The organism is Kribbella sp. NPDC031520 (genome assembly GCF_055580825.1).
On sequence record NZ_JBVIKS010000002.1, the window covers coordinates 382,191 to 403,434 of the forward strand.

A 21,244-nucleotide genomic window follows, 5' to 3' on the forward strand; every position below is an offset into this window, starting at 1 on the left:
GGAGACCTCCTTCTCGTCGGTCCACCCGGTACCCGGTCCCGGTCTGCAACAATCCGTACCGGCCAGGTAGCATGGGTTCTCGATTGCGCACGCAGGAGCGGTGAATTCTGAGCCGTGTTCCTGGGGACCCTTCTGGGCGGCCCGTCTGCACGACACCGGGTGGCGTCTCGTCGGCGGGTCGGTCCGCGCGCGGTCTGGCGTTCCGCCACGGCCTGGCCGTGGCATGACACAGGAGGAAATGTTGGCCCGACGAGGTCAGCGCCAGCCCGGCGCTACCCGTTCCGCTCCCCGTCGCCGGCGTCGCGTCCGCGACGGCGAGTCCGACGGTCTGATCCAGGTCCTCGCGCAGGCCGTGCGCGAGGTCGAGAACGCGGTCACCCGCGCCGCGATCAAGCCGTCGACCCGGACGAAGTTCCAGGTCGTCGCCCTGCTGGTCCGCGAGGAGCGGGCCCGGGTGAACGGCGACGCGGCCGCCACGGACGCGTACCGCACCGAGCAGCTCCGGCGGCTGGACGGGATCGCGACGATCCTGGCCAAGACCGCCGCGATGGAGCCGTCCCTGCTCATGCTGCTCGCCGAGGACGCGGTGATCTCCGAGGCGGCCGCCGCGCTCAAGCGGCAGATGCTGGACGAGGCCGGCCTGGAGGTGCCCGAGGAGCCGGAACCCGAGGAGCCGGTCACGCCCGCGGAGACCCAGACCCGGCGGGTGCTTCCACAGGCCGTGGTGTCACGGCAGCTCGCCAACCCGTTCCTCGCCCCGGACTTCTCCGCGGCCCCGTCCCGCCCGGCCGGTCCGAGCCGGCTCGGCGGCTGGGAACTGATCGGCCCGCTGCTGCGATCCTTCGAGCACGCCGCCGCGTCCGCGACCATGACACTCCCGGAGCCGACCTCGCCCCGGCTGGCCGGCGGGATCGACGCGCTCCGGCTCCGCGGCCTGGAGCTGATGCCGCACCAGGCCCGGCTGATCGCCGCCGCGGCCGACGGCCACCGGACGTTCCTGCTCGCCGACGAGCCCGGCCTCGGTAAGACCGCCCAGGCGCTGCTCGCCGCCCAGGCCGCGGACGCCTACCCACTGCTGGCCGTCGTACCGAACGTGGTCAAGACCAACTGGGCCCGCGAGGCCGGTCTCTGGACCCCACGCAAGACGCCGACCGTCATCCACGGCGACGGCGAGTCGATCGACGGCTTCGCGGACATCGTCGTGGTCAACTACGAGGTGCTCGACCGGCACGTCGGCTGGCTCGGCGACCTCGGGTTCCGCGGCATGGTCGTGGACGAGGCACACTTCATCAAGAACAAGAAGTCCCAGCGGTCCCGCAACGTCCTGGAGCTGGCCGAGCGGCTCCGGGCCCGGACGGCCCGGCCGCTGCTGATGGCCCTGACCGGTACGCCGCTGATCAACTCGATCGAGGACTTCACCGCGATCTGGGAGTTCCTCGGCTGGATCGACGAGAAGGCGCCGCGGGCCGAGCTGATGGGCAAGCTCGACGCGACCGACCTGACGCCGGCCGACCCCGGTTTCGCCGCGGCCGCCCGGGCCAGCGTGATCGACATGGGCATCGTCCGGCGCCGCAAGGTGGACGTGGCCGCGGACATCCCGGCCCGCCGGATCGCCGACCTGCCGGTGGAGCTGGACGGCGCCGTCGGGCGTTCGATCCGGGCCGCCGAGCGGGAGCTCGCGGACCGGCTCGTCGAGCGGTACCGGACCGCGCTCGAGACCCGGCGTTCGGGTGTCGTCGTGGACGGCATCGACCACGAACTGGTACGCCAGGTGGCCGGCTGGGAGCGGACCGAGATGGCCGCCAAGAAGACCGGCGACAACGTGTTCAGCCTGTTCCGCCAGATCGGCCAGGCGAAGGCCGGGCTGGCCGCGGACTACGCGGCCCAGCTCGCGCAGAACGTCGGCAAGGTGGTGTTCTTCGCCCGGCACATCGAGGTGATGGACACCGCCGAGGAGCTGTTCGCCGAGCGCGGCATCAAGTACTCCTCGATCCGCGGCGACCAGACGTCCCGGACCCGGCAGAAGAACATCGATGCCTTCGTCAACGATCCCGAGGTGTCGATCGCGGTCTGCTCGCTGCTCACCGCGGGCGTCGGCATCAACCTGCAGGTCTCCTCGAACGTCGTCCTCGCCGAGCTGTCCTGGACGAACGCCGAGCAGACCCAGGCGATCGACCGGGTGCACCGGATCGGCCAGGACGAGCCGGTGACCGCCTGGCGGATCATCGCCGCGCAGACCATCGACACCCGGGTCGCCGACCTGATCGACGCCAAGGCCGGCCTGGCCGCGATGGCCCTCGACGGCTCCGACGAAGAGGTCGGCTCCTCCGCCGACTTCCAGCTCGAAGCCCTGGCCGCACTGCTCACCCGGGCGTTGGAGGCCTCAGCCTGATCGGTCCCCGGCGGCGATGAGCTCCACGCAGCACTCACCGCCGTCGGGGTCGAGCACCGCCTCGACCGTATTCGCCTCGAGGCCGGACAACAGTCCGGTCACGAAGGCGTGGTTCAGGCCGCAGACCGCCTCGGGCTGTGTCGCCGCGAGCGGGTGGAACGGGCAGCTGTGCAATCGCAGGCACCCGGGCCTGGGTCGGACCGGTTCGAAGCCCGCGCCCGACAAAGTTGCCTCTGACAACGTCAGCGCACGCTCCGCGCTGAGCCGTCCCGGCCGGGTCTGAGCCCGTACCTCCTCCCCCAGCCGCTCGCCACGCCGGAACGCCGCCCGGCCGGCCGCCTCCAGTGGGCTGACCTGCTCGTCGCTCAACACGCCGTCGAGCAGGATCGCTGCCAGCAGATCGGGCTGCCTGGGTGGGATCGACACCTTCAGGTCGGCGTCGGTCGGCTCGTACAGCTTCGGCGCCCGGCCGACCTTGCGCAGCCGGCCGGTGTGCTCGAAGTGGGAACGCAGCAGCCCGGCCTCGACCAGCCGCTCCAGATGGAACGCGGCCAGCTTCCGGGAGATACCCACCTCGGCTGCGGCGTCGTCGCGGCTGATCGGCCGCCCGGCCCGCCGGGCGAACGCGAACATCCGCCGCCGCGACTCGTCCCCGAGCGCCGCCAGCGCCTGGATCGCGGCGTCGTCCATCTCCTCACCATAACGGACACGTCGATGGCCAAAAAGCCACAACTGCCGAGGTCTTGACCGTGCTCGGCGAATAAGACCAAACTCAATTGGTGAAATAAGGAGGCCCCGATGTCCGATCGGCAGACGGCGGCGAAGCACCCGGCGAGCGCGCTGCTGACGGGTCCGTACGGTCACCCGTTCCATCCGGTCCTGGTCACGATCCCGATCGGCGCCTGGGTGGCGAGCTTCGTCTTCGACATCGGGTCCCGGGCGGCGCCGGACGCGTCCTATCTGGTCCGGTCCTCGACCTGGCTGATCGTGATCGGCATCGCCGGCGCACTCGCGGCCGCGAGCGTCGGGCTGCTCGACTTCTTCTCGCTGCCGAGCGGTACACCGGCCTTCCGTACCGGGCTGATCCACCTCACCCTCAACGTCGCGATCACCGTGGCGTACGCCGGGAACGCGCTGTGGCGCCGCGGCGCGGAGGACCAGGTGGCGATCGGGCCGATCGTCCTGTCGGCCGTCAGCTTGGTAGCCCTGCTCGTCTCGGGCTATCTCGGGGGCAAGCTGGCGTTCCGGTACGGCGTCCGGGTCGCCGAGGAGCAGGACCAGGCCGAAGGTTTCGAACCGAGGAGCTGACATGGGTATCGCCGCACTGATCACCTGGGTGATCACCGCGCTCGGGGGCTTCTATCTGCTGTACACCTGGATCAGCCGCGGCGGACCGCGCAAACCCAGCACGAGCCGCTTCCCGCCGGCGCTCATCTTCGGGCACTTCACGCTCGCCGCGATCGGGCTGGTGATCTGGATCATCTATGTCATCACCGACAGCGAGGCGCTCTCCTGGGTGGCGTTCGTCCTGCTGCTCCCGGTCGCCGGGCTCGGCTACACGATGCTCGCGCGCTGGTGGCCGACATACCGGAAGACCGCCGTCGCCGAGGGCGCTCCGCCTGAGCGGCACTTCCCTATCGCGGTCGTCGGCGGGCACGGGCTGTTCGCGTTCGTCACCCTCGTACTGGTCCTGCTGACGGCGCTAGGCGTCGGAGAGAGCTGACGTCAGTTCGCCTACCGGCAGTTGGACGTCGAGCTTGTTCGTTGCCGGAGCGAGTGGGCAGGTCCACTCCGGGCTGTAGGCGCAGGACGGGTTGTAGGCGAAGTTCAGGTCGACGACGAACTGGCCGGTGGACAGGTCGCTGCCGAGATCGGCGCCTTTCACGGTGTCGATCAGGTAGCGGCCGCCGCCGTACGTCTGCTTGTTGCTGTCCTTGACCGGGATGAAGAGGCCGCCGCCGTACGACTCCAGCCACCAGACGTCGAGATCCCCGATCGGCAGGTGGAGGGTGCCGACTCGCGAGAACGGGATGGTGCCGTCCGTCGCTGACTGGAACTCCCAGTTGTGCGGCTTCACGTCGGTGTCGATCGTGGTTTCGAAGCGGTACTGCGGGTCGTAGGCGGCGACGGGCGCTCCGGGATAGGTGTCGCGGTCTTCGAGCGGGACCGGAGAGGCGGGGTGGTGCATGAGCAGTTTGTTGCGGCCGGCCTGCCACAGGCTGTGGGCTGCGGCGGGGTCGTCGGCGGCGCGGACGGATCGGTAGAGGTTGAAGACCTGGCGGCGCCAATCGGCTACGGCCAGGGTGGGGGTTGCGAAGTCCACTATGTATCCCGTCAGCTCTTGAGTGCTTCGGCGGAGTCCGCCCAGTACTTGTGGATGCGGTCGAGGTACGACTGCGCCTGCGGGCCGGCCTTGCGGCCGCGAGCGAAGATCCGCATGTTGCCGCCGCCGGCGTTGTAGCCGAGGGCAAGCAATTCGTCCTTGGTGTAGCGGTTCGCCCGCTGCGACGGCAGTCGCTTCGCGAGGTCGTGCAGGTGCCAGGCGGCGGCCTCGATCGCGAGCGCCGGGTTGTCCGGCAGCTCCTCCCACTTGCGCTTCGCGAAGTCCCGGCCGCGTTTCGTCTCGTCGAACGCGGGCCTGTGCATGTTCGCGATCCCGAACGCCGGATCCGAGTCCACCTCGGCCCACTGCCGCTCGAACTTCGGGTCGTGCGGCTTGTACGACTCCGCGTACAAGATTGCCATCAGCAACTGTGGGTTGATCCCGGCCGCCCTCGCATACCGCCGTACGTCGGCGGCGAAATGCGCCGGGTCGTAGTCGTCGTACCAAGGCTTCGCCGACGTCTTCGCCGGACTGGGCTTCGCCACGGTGGGTGTCGTACTGGCTACCGGATTCGCGGTGTTGTTCCTGCCGGAGCAGGAAGCCCCGACCCCGACGAGCAGTACGCCGACCGCAACCCAGCCCCACCGCTTCGCCACCTGCACCTCTCCAACCTATCCGCACGGCGAACCGCAGCCTGTCCGAAGAACGCAATTCCGGCACGAAACGCGCCAGATCCGGGTGAAACCGGCCGCCGGGCTCCATCATGAAGGCAAGGCGGCCGGGTGGTCCGGAGGGGGCGCCCGGCTTTCGCCAAGGAGCACGCGTGACGCTCGACGATCCGCCTAGGGAAAACATGAGGCCCGACGATCCGCCGAGGGAGAACACGGCCTCGACGTTCGCGGCCCTCGCCCTCGAGCTGCACGACGCGCCAGGGATCGAGGAGACCGTCGACGCCGTGGTCCAGTTCGCCCTACAGGCCCTCAACTGCACGTACGCCGGTGTGGCGTTCGCCGCGCGCGGTGCCCGCCCGGAGGTCGCCGCGGTCACCGATCCCGTGGTCGCCGACATCTACGAGCTGCAGATCAGCACCAAGGACGGTCCGCTGGTGACCGCGATGCGCGACCAGGTACCGGTGCTGATCCGCGACACGACCACCGACGACAGGTGGCCGGTGTGGGCCGGAAAGGTCGCCGCTCTCGGGGTGCGGAGTGTCCTCGACGTGCCGCTGGCGACGGGTCCGCAACCACGGCGCGCGGTCGGCGTCCTCGGCCTGTACAGCCCCGAGCCCGACGCGTTCGCACGCGACGACGAGGCGGTCGCACACATTCTGGCGCGGCACGCTTCGGTGGCGCTGGCGTCAGCGCGGCAGGAGGCGGAGCTTGCGCACGCGGTCGATGCCCGGAAGCTGGTCGGTCAGGCGATGGGGATCCTGATGGAACGCTTCGACATCGACGCCGACCGTGCGTTCGCCGTACTACGTCGCTACTCGCAGGACACCAACACCAAGCTCCGGGACGTCGCGCAGCAACTCGTCGACACCCGGAAGCTGCCCTAGCGAGCCAGCGTCGTACTCGGCAGCTCGCCGTACACCTCGCGGTACGCGGCGGTCATCCGGCCGTGATGGTGGAAGCCCCACCGGGCGGCGATCGCCGCGACGGTGGTCTCGCTCGCGTCGGTCGCCAGGAGCTCCGTCCGTACTTCGGCCAACCGCAGCCGGCGGAGGTGGTCCAGCGGCGTGCAGTCGAGGTGCCGCCGGAACGCCGCCTGCAGCGCCCGTACGGTGACACCGGCCGCCGCGGCGATGTCGGCGACACTGATCGCCTGATCGAGGCGCGACTCCATGAATCCGATCGCACGTTTCACCGTCCCGGGGTGCGCGGCGGGGCCGTCCGGCTCGGTCATGGCGGTGTTCGGGAAGGCAGCGAGGACGCTCGCGGCCAGCAACTGCGAGACGGACGCGAGCACCAAGGGCGACTCACGTACGAGAGGGTTGCGCAGCGCCTGCTCGCCCACGTACGCGATCGTCCGGGACACGTGCTGGGCCGCCTCGCGCGACCGCGGCCGGTGCTCGAGCAGCCGGACCGGTGCCTCGTGCTGCCGGCTGACGCCCGCGACCCGGGTCAGCAACGCCGGGTCGAACATGGTGATGCTGTACGACGACGACTTGCAGATCTTCCCTGTGTACGGCCGGTCCGGCGGAGCGAACGAGACCAGGTCGCCCGGCCGGAACGCGTCCGCCCAGCCGTCGGTGGCGTGGTCCTCGATGGTGCCCGAGTACACCTCGCAGAGACAGATCTTGCCGAGCGGATCGGCGTCGTAACTCATCTCGAAGCCGATCTCGATCCGGTCCACGCTGATCGAGCCGGCCGCCGTCCGCGCGATCCGGGTGCGCACCCCCGAGCTGCCGCCACCGATCTGCATCTTCGTGTACGCCCGGTTCAGGAACTCCTCGGTCTTCGCCAGATCGCGGCTCTCGAACACCATCGACTCCATAGCGCCCAATAGTGCATCCCTCCGGCGGGGTTCACCACAAAGCGTGCCCCTCGACGGAAGGCCACGCGTTTGATTCAAACAGCTGTCGGGAACCCGGCTGCCGACCGCCGCGCTGCCCTACGCTGGGGCGATGTTCGACTACGACGCGGAGATGCGGTTCTATCAGCCGCGGTTCCGTGCGGCGTGTGGTTTGCAGCCCGGGGACCGGGTGCTGGACATCGGGTGTGGCGGTGGGCAGACGACCCGGGATGCGGGACGAGACGCGGCGCCGGGGGCTGTGCTCGGCGTGGATGTTTCGGAGAGCCGGCTCGCTCAGGCGCGGAGTAGTACGTCGCTCGAGAACGTCAGCTACCTGCTCGCGGATGCTTCGACGTACGAGTTCGACGGCTTCGACGTGGGCATCAGCCGGTTCGGGGTGATGTTCTTCGCGGATCCTGCGGCGGCGTTCGCGAACCTACGGCGGGCCTGCCGGCGGGTCGTACTGATGGTGTGGCAGCCGCGGGCCGAGAACGAATGGGCCCGGGTGATCCCGGCGGCGCTCGGCGGCACGTTCCGCGACGAGTCGCCGTTCTCGCTCGGCGATCGCGACCGGACGCGGGATCTCCTCATGACCGCGGGCTTCGCGGAGCCGGCGTTCGCCGCGGTACGGGAGCCGATCGTCTACGGGTCCGACGTACAGACCGCGTACGACAACGTCCTGCAGCTCCATGAGCCGCGGAAGCTGCTCGCCGAAGCCGACCCCGCGGCGGCGGCTCGCGGGCGCGACGCCCTGCGGGAGACACTCGCGGCCCACGACACAGGTGACGGCATCCTCTTCGACTCGGCGGTGTGGATCGTCCAGACGGAGTGACCGGGGTCACATTTTCAGGATGTCTATTCGGCTGCGATCCGGTCGACGCACGGGCAAGAGCAACCTACGAAGGAGCATCTCGACATGCGTAAGCTGATCACCACCGCGTTCATCTCGCTCGACGGCGTCGTGGAAGGCCCGGGCGGCGAGAAGGAGTACCGGAACGCCGGATGGACCTTCAAGGACATCCCGTTCGACGAGGCGGCGTACGCGCTCAAGGGTGAGGAGCAGGAGGAGGCCACCGCGCTGCTGCTCGGCCGCGTCAGCTACGAGGCGTTCGCCCCGGTGTGGCCGACGATGGCCGAGTTCCCCGGCTATCTGGCGATGCCGAAGTACGTCGTGTCGACCACGCTCCAGGAGAGCGACCTGGTGACGAACTGGAACGAGATCACCATCCTCCGCTCGCTCGACGACGTCGCCGCCCTCAAGCAGACCGAAGGCGGCCCGATCATCATCAACGGCAGCGCCACGCTGAACCGCAACCTGTCCGACGCCGGCTTGATCGACCAGTACAACCTCCTGGTCTTCCCCGTCCTCCTCGGCGCCGGCAAGCGCCTCTTCAGCGAAGCCGACCGCGACAAGCAGAACCTCACGCTGATCTCCAGCGAGACGTACTCGAACGGCATCCAGAAGCTCCAGTACGACGTCCAGCGCTGACCGCTGTACTACCGTTCGCAGATGATCGACGTACGGCCGGCGGACGTGTTCGAGGACGTCCGGGCGGTGATCGGGCCGAAGTCCCCCACCGCCACGGTGTGCTTCTGCCTGAGCTACCGGATCCCGTCCAAGCTGAACAACTCGCTGCGGGGTCCCGAGCGGGCCGAGTACGTCGCCGGGCTGTGCGAGGCGAAGCCGGCGCCGGGCGTGCTGGCGTACGACGGAGAGACGCCGGTGGGGTGGGCCGCGGTGGCGCCACGGGCCGTGACGACGTTTGCCCGGAGCCGGAAGATTCCGCACGTCGACGACCTGCCGGTGTGGTCGCTGTGGTGTATCCGGGTCCGGCCGGGGCATCGCGGGCAGGGCATCTCGCACGCGTTGATCGCCGGAGCGGTCGACTTCGCGCGGGCGAACGGCGCACCCGTGGTCGAGGCTTATCCGGTGGACAACGGCGGCAGCAAGGTCGATCTGACGATGGCGTACGCCGGTATCCGGAAGAACTTCGAGAGCGCGGGGTTCACCAAGGCGGCCGACACCACGTCGACGCTCGCGGGGCACCCGCGCGTTCTCATGCGTCTGGATCTTCGTTGAGCCAGCGTGCCGCGGCCTTGTAGGTGTCGTCGGGCGTCCGGTTGAACGCGATCGCGGCGTCGGGTGCGTGCCGGCGGATCAGGTTGATGACCGTCTCGAACAGCCCGGACTGCTCCTCGGACCGCCGGATGCCGCCGCCGACGACCACGCACTCCCACGGCCGCGAGGCGAGGGCCGCGCTCACCACGGCCTCGATGTCGTCGCTCCCGTCGAGACCCACCAGACACGTCTCGACGCCGACGCCGTGCGCGGCGAAGTCATCCATCCCCGCCTTGATCCCGGTCGCCACCGGCCCCGGATCCCACGGACCCGGAACGCGGTACGGATCCAGCCCGATCACCAACACCCGCGGAATCCTTGTCATCTCAGGACACTAGCGCTCGAAGGAGAGCACTGTGACGCCGTGAGGCGGGTGGCTCAGGCAGTCGTGAAGCGTTGTTCGACGGTGTCGAGGAAGACTTGGACCCGGCGATAGGTGTCCGAGCTGTAGGCGCCGACGCTGCGTTCGTTGCTGAGGGCTTCGCGCATTGCTTCGAGGTAGCGGCGTTGGATGGCCGACATCTGTTCCCGGGTGTCCGGTTTGGTCTCGCGGAGTTGCTGGCTGCCGGAGACCAGGCGCGGGACGATGCGGTCCTTCAGTACGTGGACGACCTCGGGGTCGAGGGGTTCGCCGTCGACTGTCTGGTCCTCCAGGGGACCGACCGCGTCGATCGCGGTGGAGCCGATCCGGCGCATCAGTTCCTGGACGGAGTCGCGTCTGTCCTCGGCGCTCTCGGAGGTGAAATGCATCTTCGCGATCACCGCGGGCAGCGAGATGCCGAAGGCGACCAGCGTGATCAGCGCGACCACGAAGGCCGCGAGTACGACGGTCGCGCGGTGCGGCGTACCGGCCGGGACGGTCTGGGCCGCGGCGACCGTGACGACGCCGCGCATACCGGCCCAGGCGAGCACAAGCAGGCCGCGTCCGGTGATCGGCTCCCGCTCCTCGAAGTCGGCGTCGGCGCGGCCGCGGGCCAGGCGTTTGCGCGCCCACGCGACACGGTTCTCCTCGCGCTGGGTCGACGGCTCCATCGCCTCGATGTGTTCCTCGAACTGATCCAGCTGAGCGTGCACCTGCTCGTGGCGATCAGCCGGATCGAAGTGACTCTGCAGCGCCGGCCACGCCAACCCCAGGAACCGCAGCGCGATCAGCAGCCCGACCACCAGCAGGACGAGCCCCGCCAGCTCCCCGAACGTCGTCTCGGACCGCGCGTCGTTCACGAGCTCCGGCAGTTCGTACCCCATCGCGAGGAAGACGCCGCTCTCGAGGATGAAGCTGATCGTCGTCCACGTGGTCGACTGCGTCTGCCGGTCACGTGCGCTGAACCGGCGGTTGCCGAGCGCACCGGTCAGCAGCCCCGCGATCACCACGGCGAGTACGCCGGACGCGTGCGCCTCCTCGGCCGGGAAGTACGCCAGGAACGGCACCGCGAACGAGATCGTCGTGTTCAGCACCGGATCGTCGAGCCGCTGCCGCAGTAGGACTGTCAACAATCCGACGACCGCACCGATCAGCACAGCTCCGACGACCGCCCAGACGAAGTCGAGGATCGTGTGGCCGAGACTGAAGTGGGTGGTGACGGCGAGGGCAGCGAGCGCCGTACGCAGGACGACCAGCGCGGACGCGTCGTTGACCAGGCTCTCCCCTTCGAGCACGGTCATCAGCCGTGGCGGCAGCCCCACCCGGTGCCCGATCGCGGTTGCCGCGACCGCGTCCGTCGGGCTGACCACGGCGCCGAGCGCCACCGCCAGCGCGAACGAGATGTTCGGGAACACCGCATGGACCAGCGCCCCGATTGCCAGCGCCGACACGATCACCATCACCACGGACAGCCACGAGATCAGCCCGAAGTTCCGCCGTACGTCGATCACCGGCAGCTTCACCGCCGACGTGTACAGCAGCGGCGGCAGTACGCCCGCGAGGATGATCTCCGGCTCGATGTGGATGGCCGGGGTACTCGGCAGGTAACTCGCGCCGATCCCGAGCGCGACCAGCAGCAACGGCGCCGCGATGCCGGTCCGCCGCGCGAACACCGAGGCCGCGATCATGATCGCAAGCCCCGCACCGGCAATCAGCACGAACTGGTGGTCCACGCGAACCACACTAGGACCGCGCCCGCGTGCTCCTGGGTAATGACCAGGGATTCACACTGGTGTCACGGGCGGGCCTTGGCGGCAGATTAGGGGTCAGCGAAACCCACAGCTCCCTGGAGGAAGTCATGAGCACCGACCTGAAGTTCGAAGCCGTCGTCATCCCGGTCGCCGACGCCGACCGGTCGAAGGAGTTCTACACCGGCCTCGGCTGGCGGCTGGACGCGGACTTCGCGTTCGACAACGGCTTCCGGGTCGTCCAGTTCACCCCGCCGGGCTCCCCCGCGTCGGTCCAGTTCGGTACCGGCATCACCACTGCCGAGCCGGGTACGGCGCAGGGCCTCTACCTGGTCGTCGACGACGTCGAGGCCGCCCGATCCGAGCTGCTCGTCGCCGGCGCGAAGGTCACCGACGTGTTCCACCCGAGCGCGCCAGGTGCCCAGTTCGAGGCCGGCGACACCAGCGCGCGAGTGAGTGGGCCGGCCGACGACCGGTCGAGCTACAGCTCGTTCGCGACCTTCAGTGACCCCGACGGCAACACCTGGCTGCTGCAGGAGGTCACGAAGCGGCTCCCGGGTCGGGTCGACGACGCGACGTACGCCTCGATCGACGACCTCGAGGCCGCGCTCCGCCGCGCCGCGATGGCCCACGGCGAGCACGAGGCCCGTACCGGCCAGGCCGACGAGAACTGGCCGGTCTGGTACGCCACCTACATGCTGGCCGAGCGCACCGGCTCCGAACTGCCGCAGTAAGACAGGTAGAGAACGCCGCCGCAGCTCCGTCCTCCGGGCAAAGAACCACAACCGGAGGAGAATCACGAAATGGCGATCAAGCGGATGGACCACATCGGCGTCGTGGTCGAGGATCTCGCGGCGGCGAAGGCTTTCTTCCTGGAGCTCGGCATGGAGCTCGTCGGCGAGACCACGGTGTCGGGGCCGTGGGTCGAAGGCGTGTCCGGATTGCCCGGGGTGGTCGCGGACATCTCGTTCCTGCGCACCCCGGACGGGCACGGGCAGCTCGAGCTGACGACGTACCGGAAGCCGCTGGCGACCACCGCGGAGCCGTCGGCGCCGCCGAACACCCTCGGCATCCGGAACCTGATGTTCGCGGTGGACGACGTCCGCGGCACCGTCGAGCGGCTGAAGGCGCACGGCGGCGAGCTGGTCGGGACGATCGAGGAGTACACGCCGGCGAAGTACTTCTGCTACCTGCGCGGACCGCAGGGCATCATCATCGCCCTCGCCGAGGACTAACTGTCCATGGCGCCGTCTAGCGTGCGGTGCATGAACCGGATCGATCGGCTGTACGCCCTCGCGGAGGAGTTGCGCGCGGCCGGGCCTCGCGGGCGGACCGCGCGGCAACTGGCGGCGCGTTTCGAGGTCAGCGTACGGACCATCGAGCGCGACCTGAGCGCGCTCGGGCAGGCCGGCGTACCGCTGGCGACCAAGCAGGGGCGCACCGGCGGGTATTCCGTGGACCGCGCGATGAGCCTCCCGCCGCTGAACTTCACACCGCGCGAGGCGATGGCGGTCGCGGTGGCGCTGAGCCGCGGCGCCCACGTCCTGTTCGCGCGGGACTCGCGGACCGCGCTGCAGAAGATCGTCGCCGCGATGCCGCAGCGGGACCTCGACGAGGCGCGGACCGCCGCCGCCAAGGTGCGGTTGCTGGTGCAGCCGGTGCCGGACCCGGACGGCGAGATCGCCGAGCAGATCTGGCGGGCCGTTCGCGACAACCAGGTGCTCCGGGTCCAGTACACCGACGTCGGAGGTGTCGAGACGGTCCGCGAGATCGAGCCGCAGCACGTGGTCGTCGGACCGAACGGGTCGTACCTGACCGCCTGGTGCCACCTCCGCCAGGAGGACCGGGTGTTCCGGATGGACCGGATCAGCAAGGCCGAGCGGACCGCGACGCTGCCGCACCGCCCGCCGGCGACGGGCGACCTGAAGGTGGACGGCTACGAGACCAAACTGCCGGCCGCCGCGCTCCGTCCGGAGGATCTTTTTCCAACTCCGACATAGGGCTGTCGCGAACCGCTGGAAACGTGGTCCGCACAAGACCGAACGAGTTGAAGGAGAAGTTCCATGAGTACTCCCGCACCCGGCACGCTGGCCTGGTTCGAGGTCGCGACCGACGACCCGGGCGCCGCCGAGAAGTTCTACGGCAGCCTGTTCGACTGGTCGTTCGAGTCGTCCGGCAGCCTCACGTCCGGCGGGCTCGACTACCGCAACATCACCGCGTCGGGTGCGCCGCAGCCGATGGGCGGCCTGTTCGCGACCAAGGGCGAGCTGCCGAACCACGCCGTCTTCTACATCCTGGTCGCCGACGTCGAGGCGACCTGCAAGGACGCCGAGCAGCTCGGCGGCACGGTGGTGAACAAGCGGATCGGCATCGGCGGCGGTACGCCGGACTTCGCCTACCTGCGCGACCCCTCGGGCAACCAGTTCGCGGTCTTCGCGCCCCGCCCCGAGTGATGTCACCCACCAGCCCCGCGTCCCCGCCGGCCGACACCGGCGGGGCGCAGGCCCTGTACGACGAGCTCACGGACGACCTGCTGTACGACCCGGCGATCGGCCGCGGCACGATCATGGGCCACCCCTGCATCCGCCTGGCCGGCCAGTTCGTCACCTGCCTGGAGCGGAACGGCACCGGGCTGATCCTCAAGCTCCCCGCGGACCGGGTCAGCACACTCATTGCCGAAGGCACCGGAGTCCCGTTCACCGCCAACCGGGCCCCGATGCGCGAATGGGTGACGATCCCAACCGCCGACCGCGCCGTCTGGCGCGCTCTCCTCGACGAGGCAGTCGCCTTCGCCCGCAGCACCCTCAAGTAGAAGAGCAGGCCGCCAAGCGCGCCGCGTTCCGGATCGGGACGCGGCGCTCTCCTTCGGTGAGATCGATCTAGCACGAACCCACGTGAATTGCGTACAAGCCTCGTTCCACCCACCAAGTCGGGCCGATCAGACATACGCTCGCCCGACCAGGACATCGGTGCCACTCGATGGATCAGGACATCGGTGACGGTTCGGGGTCTTGGCGTGGGGCGCTGGGTGTTGTAGATGCGGTCGAAGGCGTCGACCTGGGCCTGCAGCTCAGCCAGGGCCAGCCCGGACAGGATCGTTGACGGGCACTGGTCGACGGGCCTCGGTGCTGACGATTCTCGGATGATCAATGGCGCCAACTCTGCTATCAACAGACGATGACCATCGACGACGCGCCAGCGCCCTGGCGCGTTCAACTGGCACTGGAGTGCAAGGCATTCGACAGCCGCCGCAGGTTAGTGCCAGTGCCGTGCACAGACCCCGACCCACGGCCCACCGGCTACGCAGTGCGGTACCACAACGGCTCGACCGAGCTCGCGTTCGCCGCGGCCGCGCCCGCATGGTTCGTGGACCAGATCGGCCGACACAGCACCGACGAGCTGATCGATCAACCAGAGGCGCTGGCGAAGCAACTCCGGAACGACGGCCACACCATCGACTTGGGTCATTTCCACACCTACCGCTTCGACGACAATGCGGCAGTCGAGCAGCAAGCAATCATCCGTGACGGCCCAGAGGCATATTCGATCGTCATGGACGGGCACCCCGTTGCCGCCGCATCGTCGAGCCGCAGCAATGACTCTGCTGCGGAACTGTGGATCGGGACAGACCGCGCATCGACGCCACGGATACGCGACAATCCTCGCCCAGGCGTGGGCAGCTGACGTCCGGCAAAGCGCAAAGATCGCCTTCTACAGCCACCTCCACGAGAACGCGGCTTCCGCAGCCTTGGCAAGACACCTCAGGGTGTTGCCGCTGTTCGAGATCATCGCCATCGACCTCAAGTAGTCAGGCCACCGCCCCGCCAGTGGGAGGTTCCCCACGGGATACCCCCGGCACCAGACGTGGTGGGGATCGTCGGCCCTGGGGCGGATCGCATAGAACGTCTTGCGGGAGATCTGCTGCTCGGCGCAGAACGTCGTCACCGCCCCGCGCGGCGCGTCGTCGGGCCACTGGATGATCGCGAGACGGACACGAGGATCAGCCGGCTCATGAGCGACCGGCACCGCTCAAGGAGAGCCAGAAGTGTCACCACCAAGCACCACAGATGTGTCACCGATGTCCTGATACAGAAGCGTCACCTTTGTCCTGCGACATGACAATCTCGCTAGGCGGCCCGATTTGCCGCACTCGAACATTTGTTCTAATATAGTCGCATGACAGCGGCGGTGATCAACCCGGACGCGGTGCGGCCCGAGGCGGCCCCACCGTCGGCGCTGCCTGGGATGCCCGCCGAGTTGGTGGCGAGGATGACCGCGGAGCTCGCGGCCGAGACTGCGTCGATGGAGGCGGTAGGTGCGCTGGTAGCGCCTGACGACCTGTACGACCCTGAGTGCCCGCATCCTCCGCGCTGTGTGTCTGAGGAGGATCTGTACGACGACCTGCCGCCGATGTCTGCGGTTGATTGGCTGGAGTGGCAGGAGTGGGCCGGCGTCGAACAGGACGAGGCCGAACGCGCGATGCTGCGCCTGAAAGCACCGACCTGGGTGTTCCTGCCGCCCGGCGCCGAGCTGGCCGCGGAGTTGGAGACGCTGCGGCCGCAATGTGAGTCACCGGTCGCGTTGCTCGAGGCGATGAAGGCGGCGGCCCGGATGGAGGCCTGGGCGGCATCCATCAGGACTGCCGCGCAGGCCTCGTTCGTTCGGCAGCGCAAGGCCCAGCTTGCCGAGATCCCCCGCCCGTCCCAGGTTGACTCGTCGGGGCGTCCGATCGACCCGGAACGGTCGTGGGCGGCCGAGATCGGCGCCGCGTTGCACCTGTCGAAGGACACGGCGGCCCGCCACATCGAGACCGCGCTGCACCTCACAGGGACGCTGAGAGCCACCCATTCTGCACTGCGCTGCGGCGCGCTCACATTCTCCAAAGCCTTGGCGATCTCCGAGGCCACTCGCGCCCTGCCACCCGCCGCAGCGGAGGCGGTCGAAGCGCATGTGCTACGCCGCGCCGCAGGCCAGACCCACCGTAACCTCAACGAGTCGCTCCGCCGTCAGGTCGCCAAGCACACCGTGAAAGAAGAAGCCGACCGGCACCGTGAAGCCGTGCGCGATCGCACCTGCAAGATCGTGCCGCTCGCGGACGGGATGGCCGGCCTGTGGGTCGTGCACACCGCGGACAAGATCCAGCAGATGTGGATCGTGATCCAGGCGATGGCCGACCTCGCCAAACGCGGCACCCCCAAGGCATCCGCCCCCACCAACCGCAGCAACGCCAACAGCAGCGGCAACGGCAACGGCAGCGGCAACGGCACCAGCAACGGCACCAGCGACCGCGGCGACGGCAGCAGCAGTGACACTAGCGGCGACGGCAGGCGCGGCGGCAGCGGCACCAGCGACAGCAGCGACGGCAGGCGCGGCGGCAGCGGCACCAGCGACAGCAGCGGCGGCAGCGGCGGCAGCGGCAGCAGCGGCGGCAGCGGCAGCAGCGGCGGCCAGCACAGTCCTCTCGCTGAGGCGACGGCCGGCGCCACGAGCAACCCGGCCGGACACCACAAAGCGAGTGGGACACCAAGCAACCTGGAGATGCCCAGCGGCAGACCGGCCGCGGCCGGAGCTATTGAGTCAGGTGAGCCGACGCGCGACGAGCGGCTCGCGCCGCAACGACGCGCCGACGTCATGGCGGACCTGTTCGAGCACATGCTGCACAACGGACTCGACTGGCTCGGCCGCCGACTCCCCGACCAGCACCGCAGACGCCCTCACATCGAAATCCTGGTCCCGATCACCACCCTGCTAGGGGTGGGCGACGACGTCTGCGAACTCACCGGCTACGGCCCCATCCCGGCCGATATGGCCCGCCGGATCGCAGCAGACGGCACCTGGCGCCGCCTGCTGACCGACCCCATCGATGGTGCTGTCCTCGAGGCTTCCACCACCCGCCACGATGCCGGCGTACTGGTCACCGAGACGCTCCTCGCCCGCCACCCGGTCTGCGCGTGGCCGGGATGCAACCGCGCTTCCCGGGAATGCGATCGCGATCACGGCACCCCGTTCGCGCGAACCGGCCGAACCAGTCTCGCCGGACTCGCACCCTTCTGCGAATACCACCACGTCATCAAGGACACTCCGGCCTGGGGTTGGTCCGCCACCAACCACCCCGACGGTTCTGTCACGTTGACCGCACCCACAGGCCACCGCTACACAACCGTCCCACCCGCCCGCGGACCCATAGCCCAGCAACCACTTCCGCCATCGCACGATCCGCCGCCCTACTGAACCATCGCGACACCGCCCACTTCCCAGAGGTGCCTGCACCCGTGCCTCACGGATCAAGTACTTGACGGAACCTACCCGCGGAGGCGCCAGGTGGGGTGGTCGTCGGGGCGAGGTCGATAGCTGCACTCGGTGCCGGTGCGGACGGCGTCACGAAGATGTGTTGCCAGGGCAGGGTCGATTGCTGCAATGCGGGTGATGGCCGTGGTGATCGCCTTCGTGGCGGCGACCCTGGCTCGCTCCGCGGTGGAGCCGGTGGCTCGTTCGCGGCCGCCCAGTCCGGCGGCAGAGCTCAGTTCGGTCAGGAGGGCGTCGCGTTCGGCCGTGAGGGACTCGACGCGGGCCAGATCGGACCAGTCGGTTGCCTCGTCCAGCTCGGTGCTGAGGTCAGCCAGCCGTTGCCGGTACGCCGTCGCAGCCTGTCGATCGAGCAGCGGACCGGTGTCGCGCTGGATGACGGTCGCGGTCCCATCGGTGACGAGGTCAACCGCGGCGACAGGCTCCCCGGGGTGGGTCAGGAGCCGGCGAAGGTAGTCGAAGCCGCGGAGCGCGCGGATCGGGCGTGCGTCAGCGCCGATCAGCCACACGCCGTCCTGATCGGGATAGAAGTGCAGAGCGAGCGGCGACTCCCCGGGCGGCGCCCCTGCGTCAGGCGCCAGGCTCGCCGGCCGGACGTCGAACTGCTGCCCTACGTCGGGCTGCGGCTCCGGGTTGGGCATCGTCAGCCGAACATCATGCCTCTGGAGTCGGGCGTGCCACCAGGTAGCGCCGAGCCTGCTGTAGGTGGTCAGTGCTCTGGAACGCAGCTGCTCGGCTCGGTCGGTGTCGCCGGCGACCGCTGCTGCTCGGGCGAGCACGTCGTCGGTCACCCCGTGGAAGTAGACAGCGCCGGCGTTGACCACGGCCCGGTTCTCGTACGGCGTCAGCAGGCGGGCCGCCGTACCGATCAGCTTCTCGTCGCCGACCACGAGAGCCGCCTCCAGAACGCAATACAGGTTGAGGAGGTAGTTCACGTCGCGCGGGAGCGCCTCCAGCCGGTCGAGCTGTTCGAGGAGGGGACGGGCGCGGTCGGGCCGGTTCAGCAGGGCCCAGACCGACGCCGCCTCGGTCGTGACCTCTGTGACCCCCTCGCGGTGCGCGAAGTCCTCCATCTGCTCGGCCATACCGGCTGCGATCGACTCGTCGCCGGCGTGCAAAGCGGTGTACCCACGCATCAGGCTCGTAACGATCCACGCATCGGCCAGACCCGCCTCAGTCGCCGCCTCCTCGGCGGCGGCGATCAGCTCCGCGCCGGGCAGCCCGCGCACATGGTCGTACATCCACCGCCGCGACGCCGCGAAGAAGCGGGCCCGCGGCGACTCGGCCGCCAGCTGGTCGAGCGCGCGGAGCTGCCGCCGGATCGCCTGGATCCGCAGGGTTTCCCACCCGACCTGCAGGCCCCAGAGATGTCCGCGGAGTCGTGCCTCGGGATCGAGTACGTGCGCCGAGACCTCGTCGAGCCGCGCCGCCGTCGCCTCCCGCAGCGGGAGTTCGTCGGGACCCCATCGAGCCGCGAGTACCGCGTCGAGGCAGTCCGCGACGAGCTCCGGATCGGCTGTCTGCTCGGCGTTCGCCAGCGCCTCGTCCGCGAACGCCGCCGCCCGGTCCGCGTGCCCGCCGTACGCCCAGCACCGGGCCAGCGCGGCGGCGACGCGGGCCCGGTCGGCCGGAGCGGTCGTCCGGGCGAGTACGTCGTACAGCTCGGCCGCGAGCCGCCCCGGTTCGGTGCCGAAGACGTGACCGGTTGCCGCGTCGAGGACCGCACGGGTCCGCGCCGCCAGCTCGGTGTCACGCCGGCTGTCCGTCACACCGATCACGGTACTGCTCGTTACGGTCGGAGCAGGCGTACCTCGGCCGCGTGCAAGGCCTGCAGGGACTCGTCCCAGTCGCCGGTGCAGTACGCCCGGAACTCGGTGATCTCCCCCGCCGCGTCGACGTCCGCGGCGATCTGCTCCCGGCTGTACCAGCCCTGGCCCGCATCCTGCCAGCGTTCCTCGAACGCGATCACGAAGCCGGCGGCCGTGCGGTCCACCCGCTCGACCCGCACGGTTCCCGGGTACGGGTGGAGCTCGCGGCGCGCCGCGATCGTCGCCGCACCGGACCCGAGCTGCTGCCGCCAGTGCGGCAGGCTGACGTCGGCGAAGCAGTCCGCCGCGAACAACCCGTCGGGCGCCGAGCCGGTCTCGAGCCACTCGACCAGCCGCGCCACCGCCGCGTCCACCTCGGCCCGGACGGGAACGCTGGTCATGCGCCCGCTCCCGCCCGCTCCAGGTTGGCCCCGACCACGGCCATCGTCTTCTCCAGCTCCACGGTCGGGCTGAACTCGACGACGCTCGTCCCGGCCGTCATCAGCGGGAGATGTCCCGGACCGGCGTAGTACGCGTCGCCGGTCCGGAACGTCTCGCTGTGATCGGCCCACCGGAACGTGACCTCGCCCGCGGTGACGAAGCCCCAGTGCGGGCACTGGCACCGGTCGTCCGGCAGCCCGGCGAAGAACGGCGCCGGATCCACGTCCTGCGGGTACGTCTCGAACGCCACGGTGTAGTCACCCACCGGTGCGTACTTGCCCGTCAACTCCGGGATGTCGACCGCCACCGGGGTGGTGGCGAGGTTTGCGCTTGGCATGATGTCCTCCTCTGCTCGTGCCGACACCCGTACGGCGTAACTCCGGACGGAACGATCGTGACGTTCAGACCGCGAGGCGCCCGCCGTCGATCGGGAGGGTGGCGCCGTGGATCAGGGACGCCGTGTCGGAGGCGAGGAAGACGATGCCGGCCGCGATTTCGGCCGGCGTGCCGACGCGCTGGAGTGGCGTCGTTCCGGCGAACTCGTTGAGGTTGTCGTCCCCCAGCACAGCCGTACCCTCAGTTCGGGTGGGGCCGGGGCTGACGGCGTTCACCCGTACCCCGGACGGCCCGAACTCGGCCGCCCAGGCCCGGGTCAGCAGCTCCACCGCCGCCTTGCTCGAGCCGTACGCCGCCATGCCGGCCATCCCGAAGTACGCGACCATCGTCGTCACGTTCACGATCGCGCCCGATCCGCGCGCCGCCATCAACGGCGCCAGCTCGGCGACCAGGTAGAACGGCGCCCGGACGTTCACCGCGTACACGGCGTCGAAGTCGGTCTCCGCGAAGTTGGCCGTCGGCCCGAGCGGGAAGATTCCGGCATTGTTGACCAGTACGTCGACGTGGCCGCCGCCGAGGTCGATCGCCTGCTTCGCCAGCGAGCGCACGCTCGCGACCTCGGCCAGGTCGGCCGCGACGAAGTCCGCCGTACCGCCGCCGGAGCGGATCGCGTCGATCGCCTGCTTGCCTCGGGCCGCGTCCCGCCCGCTGATCACCACGTGCGCGCCGCGCGCCGCCAACTGCTCGGCCACCGCCCGGCCGATCCCACTGTTGCCGCCGGTCACGAGCGCGGTCCGGCCGGCGAAGTCCTGCGTCATATCGGTTGCCATCCTTTGATTGGAGTCAGTACTCCGATAGTTCGCCGATGAAATTGGAGTATCAACTCCAAAATCTGTACG

The 21,244-nt window shown here is 69.4% G+C and carries 26 protein-coding genes; 15 read left to right on the forward strand and 11 right to left on the reverse strand.

The genetic code is table 11. The features are described 5' to 3' along the window. Positions 1–238: 238 nt before the first annotated feature. Entirely contained in the window at positions 239–2,392 is a 2,154-nt protein-coding gene (locus ACZ5BU_RS10495; RefSeq protein ID WP_465697455.1) for a DEAD/DEAH box helicase, read from the forward strand. On the opposite strand, the gene ACZ5BU_RS10500 is transcribed toward ACZ5BU_RS10495, so the two are convergent. Continuing rightward, positions 2,384–3,082 (reverse strand): helix-turn-helix transcriptional regulator, encoded by a 699-nt coding sequence (locus tag ACZ5BU_RS10500; RefSeq protein ID WP_465697457.1) that lies wholly within the window; start codon positions 3,080–3,082, stop codon positions 2,384–2,386. The two genes, ACZ5BU_RS10495 and ACZ5BU_RS10500, sit on opposite strands and share 9 nt — an antisense overlap. Positions 3,083–3,190: 108 nt before the next feature. Between ACZ5BU_RS10500 and ACZ5BU_RS10505 the strand changes: the two genes are divergently transcribed. Beyond that, positions 3,191–3,700, forward strand: a complete 510-nt coding sequence (locus ACZ5BU_RS10505; RefSeq protein WP_465697459.1) for a DUF2231 domain-containing protein — start codon at positions 3,191–3,193, stop codon at positions 3,698–3,700. 1 nt (position 3,701) lies between these two features. Next, positions 3,702–4,115, forward strand: a complete 414-nt coding sequence (locus ACZ5BU_RS10510; protein WP_465697461.1) for a hypothetical protein — start codon at positions 3,702–3,704, stop codon at positions 4,113–4,115. Here ACZ5BU_RS10510 and ACZ5BU_RS10515 read toward each other — a convergent pair. Together ACZ5BU_RS10515 and ACZ5BU_RS10520 are read right to left on the reverse strand one after the other, a co-directional pair. Next, a complete protein-coding gene (locus ACZ5BU_RS10515; protein ID WP_465697463.1) occupies positions 4,095–4,715 on the reverse strand; it encodes a DUF1684 domain-containing protein in 621 nt (206 codons plus the stop codon). The two genes, ACZ5BU_RS10510 and ACZ5BU_RS10515, sit on opposite strands and share 21 nt — an antisense overlap. A gap of 11 nt (positions 4,716–4,726) precedes the next feature. After that, complete coding sequence (locus tag ACZ5BU_RS10520) at positions 4,727–5,377, reverse strand: transglycosylase SLT domain-containing protein (RefSeq protein ID WP_465697465.1); 651 nt, start codon at positions 5,375–5,377, stop codon at positions 4,727–4,729. Positions 5,378–5,568: 191 nt separating this feature from the next. Between ACZ5BU_RS10520 and ACZ5BU_RS10525 the strand changes: the two genes are divergently transcribed. After that, positions 5,569–6,270, forward strand: a complete 702-nt coding sequence (locus tag ACZ5BU_RS10525) for a GAF and ANTAR domain-containing protein (protein ID WP_465699235.1) — start codon at positions 5,569–5,571, stop codon at positions 6,268–6,270. On the opposite strand, the gene ACZ5BU_RS10530 is transcribed toward ACZ5BU_RS10525, so the two are convergent. Then, the gene (locus ACZ5BU_RS10530; RefSeq protein WP_465697467.1) at positions 6,267–7,208 is read right to left on the reverse strand and encodes an AraC family transcriptional regulator; all 942 of its coding nucleotides are present in this window, start codon (positions 7,206–7,208) and stop codon (positions 6,267–6,269) included. The genes ACZ5BU_RS10525 and ACZ5BU_RS10530 overlap by 4 nt on opposite strands. 130 nt (positions 7,209–7,338) lie before the next feature. Here ACZ5BU_RS10530 and ACZ5BU_RS10535 point away from each other — a divergent pair, with 130 nt between their 5' ends. The 3 genes from ACZ5BU_RS10535 (at position 7,339) to ACZ5BU_RS10545 (ending at position 9,306) form a co-directional block, all read left to right on the forward strand. Continuing rightward, the gene (locus ACZ5BU_RS10535) at positions 7,339–8,058 is read left to right on the forward strand and encodes a class I SAM-dependent methyltransferase (protein ID WP_465697469.1); all 720 of its coding nucleotides are present in this window, start codon (positions 7,339–7,341) and stop codon (positions 8,056–8,058) included. Positions 8,059–8,142: 84 nt separating this feature from the next. After that, on the forward strand, positions 8,143–8,715 hold the full coding sequence (locus ACZ5BU_RS10540) for a dihydrofolate reductase family protein (protein ID WP_465697471.1): 573 nt from the start codon (positions 8,143–8,145) through the stop codon (positions 8,713–8,715). 21 nt (positions 8,716–8,736) lie between these two features. Further along, a complete protein-coding gene (locus tag ACZ5BU_RS10545) occupies positions 8,737–9,306 on the forward strand; it encodes a GNAT family N-acetyltransferase (RefSeq protein ID WP_465697472.1) in 570 nt (189 codons plus the stop codon). On the opposite strand, the gene ACZ5BU_RS10550 is transcribed toward ACZ5BU_RS10545, so the two are convergent. Both ACZ5BU_RS10550 and ACZ5BU_RS10555 read right to left on the reverse strand, forming a co-directional pair. Next, positions 9,284–9,670: a hypothetical protein gene (locus ACZ5BU_RS10550; protein WP_465697474.1), complete on the reverse strand. Its 387-nt coding sequence runs from the start codon at positions 9,668–9,670 to the stop codon at positions 9,284–9,286. The two genes, ACZ5BU_RS10545 and ACZ5BU_RS10550, sit on opposite strands and share 23 nt — an antisense overlap. Before the next feature lie 53 nt (positions 9,671–9,723). Next, positions 9,724–11,439, reverse strand: coding sequence for a cation:proton antiporter (locus ACZ5BU_RS10555; RefSeq protein ID WP_465697476.1), 1,716 nt, complete (start codon positions 11,437–11,439; stop codon positions 9,724–9,726). A gap of 125 nt (positions 11,440–11,564) precedes the next feature. On the opposite strand from ACZ5BU_RS10555, the gene ACZ5BU_RS10560 reads away from it, so the two are divergent. The 7 genes from ACZ5BU_RS10560 (at position 11,565) to ACZ5BU_RS10590 (ending at position 15,138) form a co-directional block, all read left to right on the forward strand. Further along, on the forward strand, positions 11,565–12,188 hold the full coding sequence (locus tag ACZ5BU_RS10560; protein ID WP_465697478.1) for a VOC family protein: 624 nt from the start codon (positions 11,565–11,567) through the stop codon (positions 12,186–12,188). 69 nt (positions 12,189–12,257) lie between these two features. Further along, positions 12,258–12,689: a VOC family protein gene (locus ACZ5BU_RS10565; protein ID WP_465697480.1), complete on the forward strand. Its 432-nt coding sequence runs from the start codon at positions 12,258–12,260 to the stop codon at positions 12,687–12,689. Positions 12,690–12,719: 30 nt separating this feature from the next. After that, positions 12,720–13,454: a helix-turn-helix transcriptional regulator gene (locus tag ACZ5BU_RS10570; protein WP_465697482.1), complete on the forward strand. Its 735-nt coding sequence runs from the start codon at positions 12,720–12,722 to the stop codon at positions 13,452–13,454. Positions 13,455–13,517: 63 nt separating this feature from the next. Beyond that, positions 13,518–13,907: a VOC family protein gene (locus ACZ5BU_RS10575; RefSeq protein WP_465697484.1), complete on the forward strand. Its 390-nt coding sequence runs from the start codon at positions 13,518–13,520 to the stop codon at positions 13,905–13,907. After that, positions 13,907–14,266: a hypothetical protein gene (locus tag ACZ5BU_RS10580; RefSeq protein WP_465697486.1), complete on the forward strand. Its 360-nt coding sequence runs from the start codon at positions 13,907–13,909 to the stop codon at positions 14,264–14,266. Before ACZ5BU_RS10575 ends, ACZ5BU_RS10580 begins: the two co-directional genes overlap by 1 nt. A gap of 167 nt (positions 14,267–14,433) precedes the next feature. Further along, the gene (locus tag ACZ5BU_RS10585; protein ID WP_465697488.1) at positions 14,434–14,556 is read left to right on the forward strand and encodes a hypothetical protein; all 123 of its coding nucleotides are present in this window, start codon (positions 14,434–14,436) and stop codon (positions 14,554–14,556) included. A 75-nt stretch (positions 14,557–14,631) separates the two neighbouring features. Then, the gene (locus tag ACZ5BU_RS10590) at positions 14,632–15,138 is read left to right on the forward strand and encodes a hypothetical protein (protein ID WP_465697490.1); all 507 of its coding nucleotides are present in this window, start codon (positions 14,632–14,634) and stop codon (positions 15,136–15,138) included. Positions 15,139–15,165: 27 nt separating this feature from the next. On the opposite strand, the gene ACZ5BU_RS10595 is transcribed toward ACZ5BU_RS10590, so the two are convergent. Next, positions 15,166–15,480 (reverse strand): hypothetical protein, encoded by a 315-nt coding sequence (locus ACZ5BU_RS10595; RefSeq protein ID WP_465697492.1) that lies wholly within the window; start codon positions 15,478–15,480, stop codon positions 15,166–15,168. Between the two features lie 150 nt (positions 15,481–15,630). Between ACZ5BU_RS10595 and ACZ5BU_RS10600 the strand changes: the two genes are divergently transcribed. Next, on the forward strand, positions 15,631–17,685 hold the full coding sequence (locus tag ACZ5BU_RS10600) for an HNH endonuclease signature motif containing protein (protein ID WP_465697494.1): 2,055 nt from the start codon (positions 15,631–15,633) through the stop codon (positions 17,683–17,685). A gap of 71 nt (positions 17,686–17,756) precedes the next feature. On the opposite strand, the gene ACZ5BU_RS10605 is transcribed toward ACZ5BU_RS10600, so the two are convergent. The 4 genes from ACZ5BU_RS10605 to ACZ5BU_RS10620 form a co-directional block, all read right to left on the reverse strand. Continuing rightward, on the reverse strand, positions 17,757–19,529 hold the full coding sequence (locus ACZ5BU_RS10605; protein WP_465697496.1) for a hypothetical protein: 1,773 nt from the start codon (positions 19,527–19,529) through the stop codon (positions 17,757–17,759). A 20-nt stretch (positions 19,530–19,549) separates the two neighbouring features. Then, entirely contained in the window at positions 19,550–19,969 is a 420-nt protein-coding gene (locus tag ACZ5BU_RS10610; RefSeq protein ID WP_465697498.1) for a hypothetical protein, read from the reverse strand. Continuing rightward, positions 19,966–20,346 (reverse strand): cupin domain-containing protein, encoded by a 381-nt coding sequence (locus ACZ5BU_RS10615; RefSeq protein WP_465697500.1) that lies wholly within the window; start codon positions 20,344–20,346, stop codon positions 19,966–19,968. Before ACZ5BU_RS10615 ends, ACZ5BU_RS10610 begins: the two co-directional genes overlap by 4 nt. A gap of 64 nt (positions 20,347–20,410) precedes the next feature. Then, positions 20,411–21,163: an SDR family NAD(P)-dependent oxidoreductase gene (locus ACZ5BU_RS10620; RefSeq protein WP_465697502.1), complete on the reverse strand. Its 753-nt coding sequence runs from the start codon at positions 21,161–21,163 to the stop codon at positions 20,411–20,413. Positions 21,164–21,244: the final 81 nt, after the last annotated feature.

Excerpts from the sequence above, each read along its gene's own strand:
- ACZ5BU_RS10560 (WP_465697478.1), top strand. The coding sequence starts at position 11,565 with ATGAGCACCGACCTGAAGTTCGAAGCCGTCGTCATCCCGGTCGCCGAC.
- ACZ5BU_RS10570 (WP_465697482.1), top strand. The coding sequence starts at position 12,720 with ATGAACCGGATCGATCGGCTGTACGCCCTCGCGGAGGAGTTGCGCGCG.
- ACZ5BU_RS10590 (WP_465697490.1), top strand. The coding sequence starts at position 14,632 with ATGACCATCGACGACGCGCCAGCGCCCTGGCGCGTTCAACTGGCACTG.
- ACZ5BU_RS10510 (WP_465697461.1), top strand. The coding sequence starts at position 3,702 with ATGGGTATCGCCGCACTGATCACCTGGGTGATCACCGCGCTCGGGGGC.
- ACZ5BU_RS10600 (WP_465697494.1), top strand. The coding sequence starts at position 15,631 with ATGACAGCGGCGGTGATCAACCCGGACGCGGTGCGGCCCGAGGCGGCC.
- ACZ5BU_RS10540 (WP_465697471.1), top strand. The coding sequence starts at position 8,143 with ATGCGTAAGCTGATCACCACCGCGTTCATCTCGCTCGACGGCGTCGTG.
- ACZ5BU_RS10565 (WP_465697480.1), top strand. The coding sequence starts at position 12,258 with ATGGCGATCAAGCGGATGGACCACATCGGCGTCGTGGTCGAGGATCTC.
- ACZ5BU_RS10580 (WP_465697486.1), top strand. The coding sequence starts at position 13,907 with ATGTCACCCACCAGCCCCGCGTCCCCGCCGGCCGACACCGGCGGGGCG.
- ACZ5BU_RS10500 (WP_465697457.1), bottom strand. The coding sequence starts at position 3,082 with ATGGACGACGCCGCGATCCAGGCGCTGGCGGCGCTCGGGGACGAGTCG.
- ACZ5BU_RS10530 (WP_465697467.1), bottom strand. The coding sequence starts at position 7,208 with ATGGAGTCGATGGTGTTCGAGAGCCGCGATCTGGCGAAGACCGAGGAG.
- ACZ5BU_RS10620 (WP_465697502.1), bottom strand. The coding sequence starts at position 21,163 with ATGACGCAGGACTTCGCCGGCCGGACCGCGCTCGTGACCGGCGGCAAC.
- ACZ5BU_RS10575 (WP_465697484.1), top strand. The coding sequence starts at position 13,518 with ATGAGTACTCCCGCACCCGGCACGCTGGCCTGGTTCGAGGTCGCGACC.
- ACZ5BU_RS10545 (WP_465697472.1), top strand. The coding sequence starts at position 8,737 with ATGATCGACGTACGGCCGGCGGACGTGTTCGAGGACGTCCGGGCGGTG.
- ACZ5BU_RS10535 (WP_465697469.1), top strand. The coding sequence starts at position 7,339 with ATGTTCGACTACGACGCGGAGATGCGGTTCTATCAGCCGCGGTTCCGT.
- ACZ5BU_RS10550 (WP_465697474.1), bottom strand. The coding sequence starts at position 9,670 with ATGACAAGGATTCCGCGGGTGTTGGTGATCGGGCTGGATCCGTACCGC.
- ACZ5BU_RS10495 (WP_465697455.1), top strand. The coding sequence starts at position 239 with ATGTTGGCCCGACGAGGTCAGCGCCAGCCCGGCGCTACCCGTTCCGCT.
- ACZ5BU_RS10610 (WP_465697498.1), bottom strand. The coding sequence starts at position 19,969 with ATGACCAGCGTTCCCGTCCGGGCCGAGGTGGACGCGGCGGTGGCGCGG.
- ACZ5BU_RS10615 (WP_465697500.1), bottom strand. The coding sequence starts at position 20,346 with ATGCCAAGCGCAAACCTCGCCACCACCCCGGTGGCGGTCGACATCCCG.
- ACZ5BU_RS10505 (WP_465697459.1), top strand. The coding sequence starts at position 3,191 with ATGTCCGATCGGCAGACGGCGGCGAAGCACCCGGCGAGCGCGCTGCTG.
- ACZ5BU_RS10525 (WP_465699235.1), top strand. The coding sequence starts at position 5,569 with ATGAGGCCCGACGATCCGCCGAGGGAGAACACGGCCTCGACGTTCGCG.
- ACZ5BU_RS10585 (WP_465697488.1), top strand. The coding sequence starts at position 14,434 with ATGGATCAGGACATCGGTGACGGTTCGGGGTCTTGGCGTGGGGCGCTG.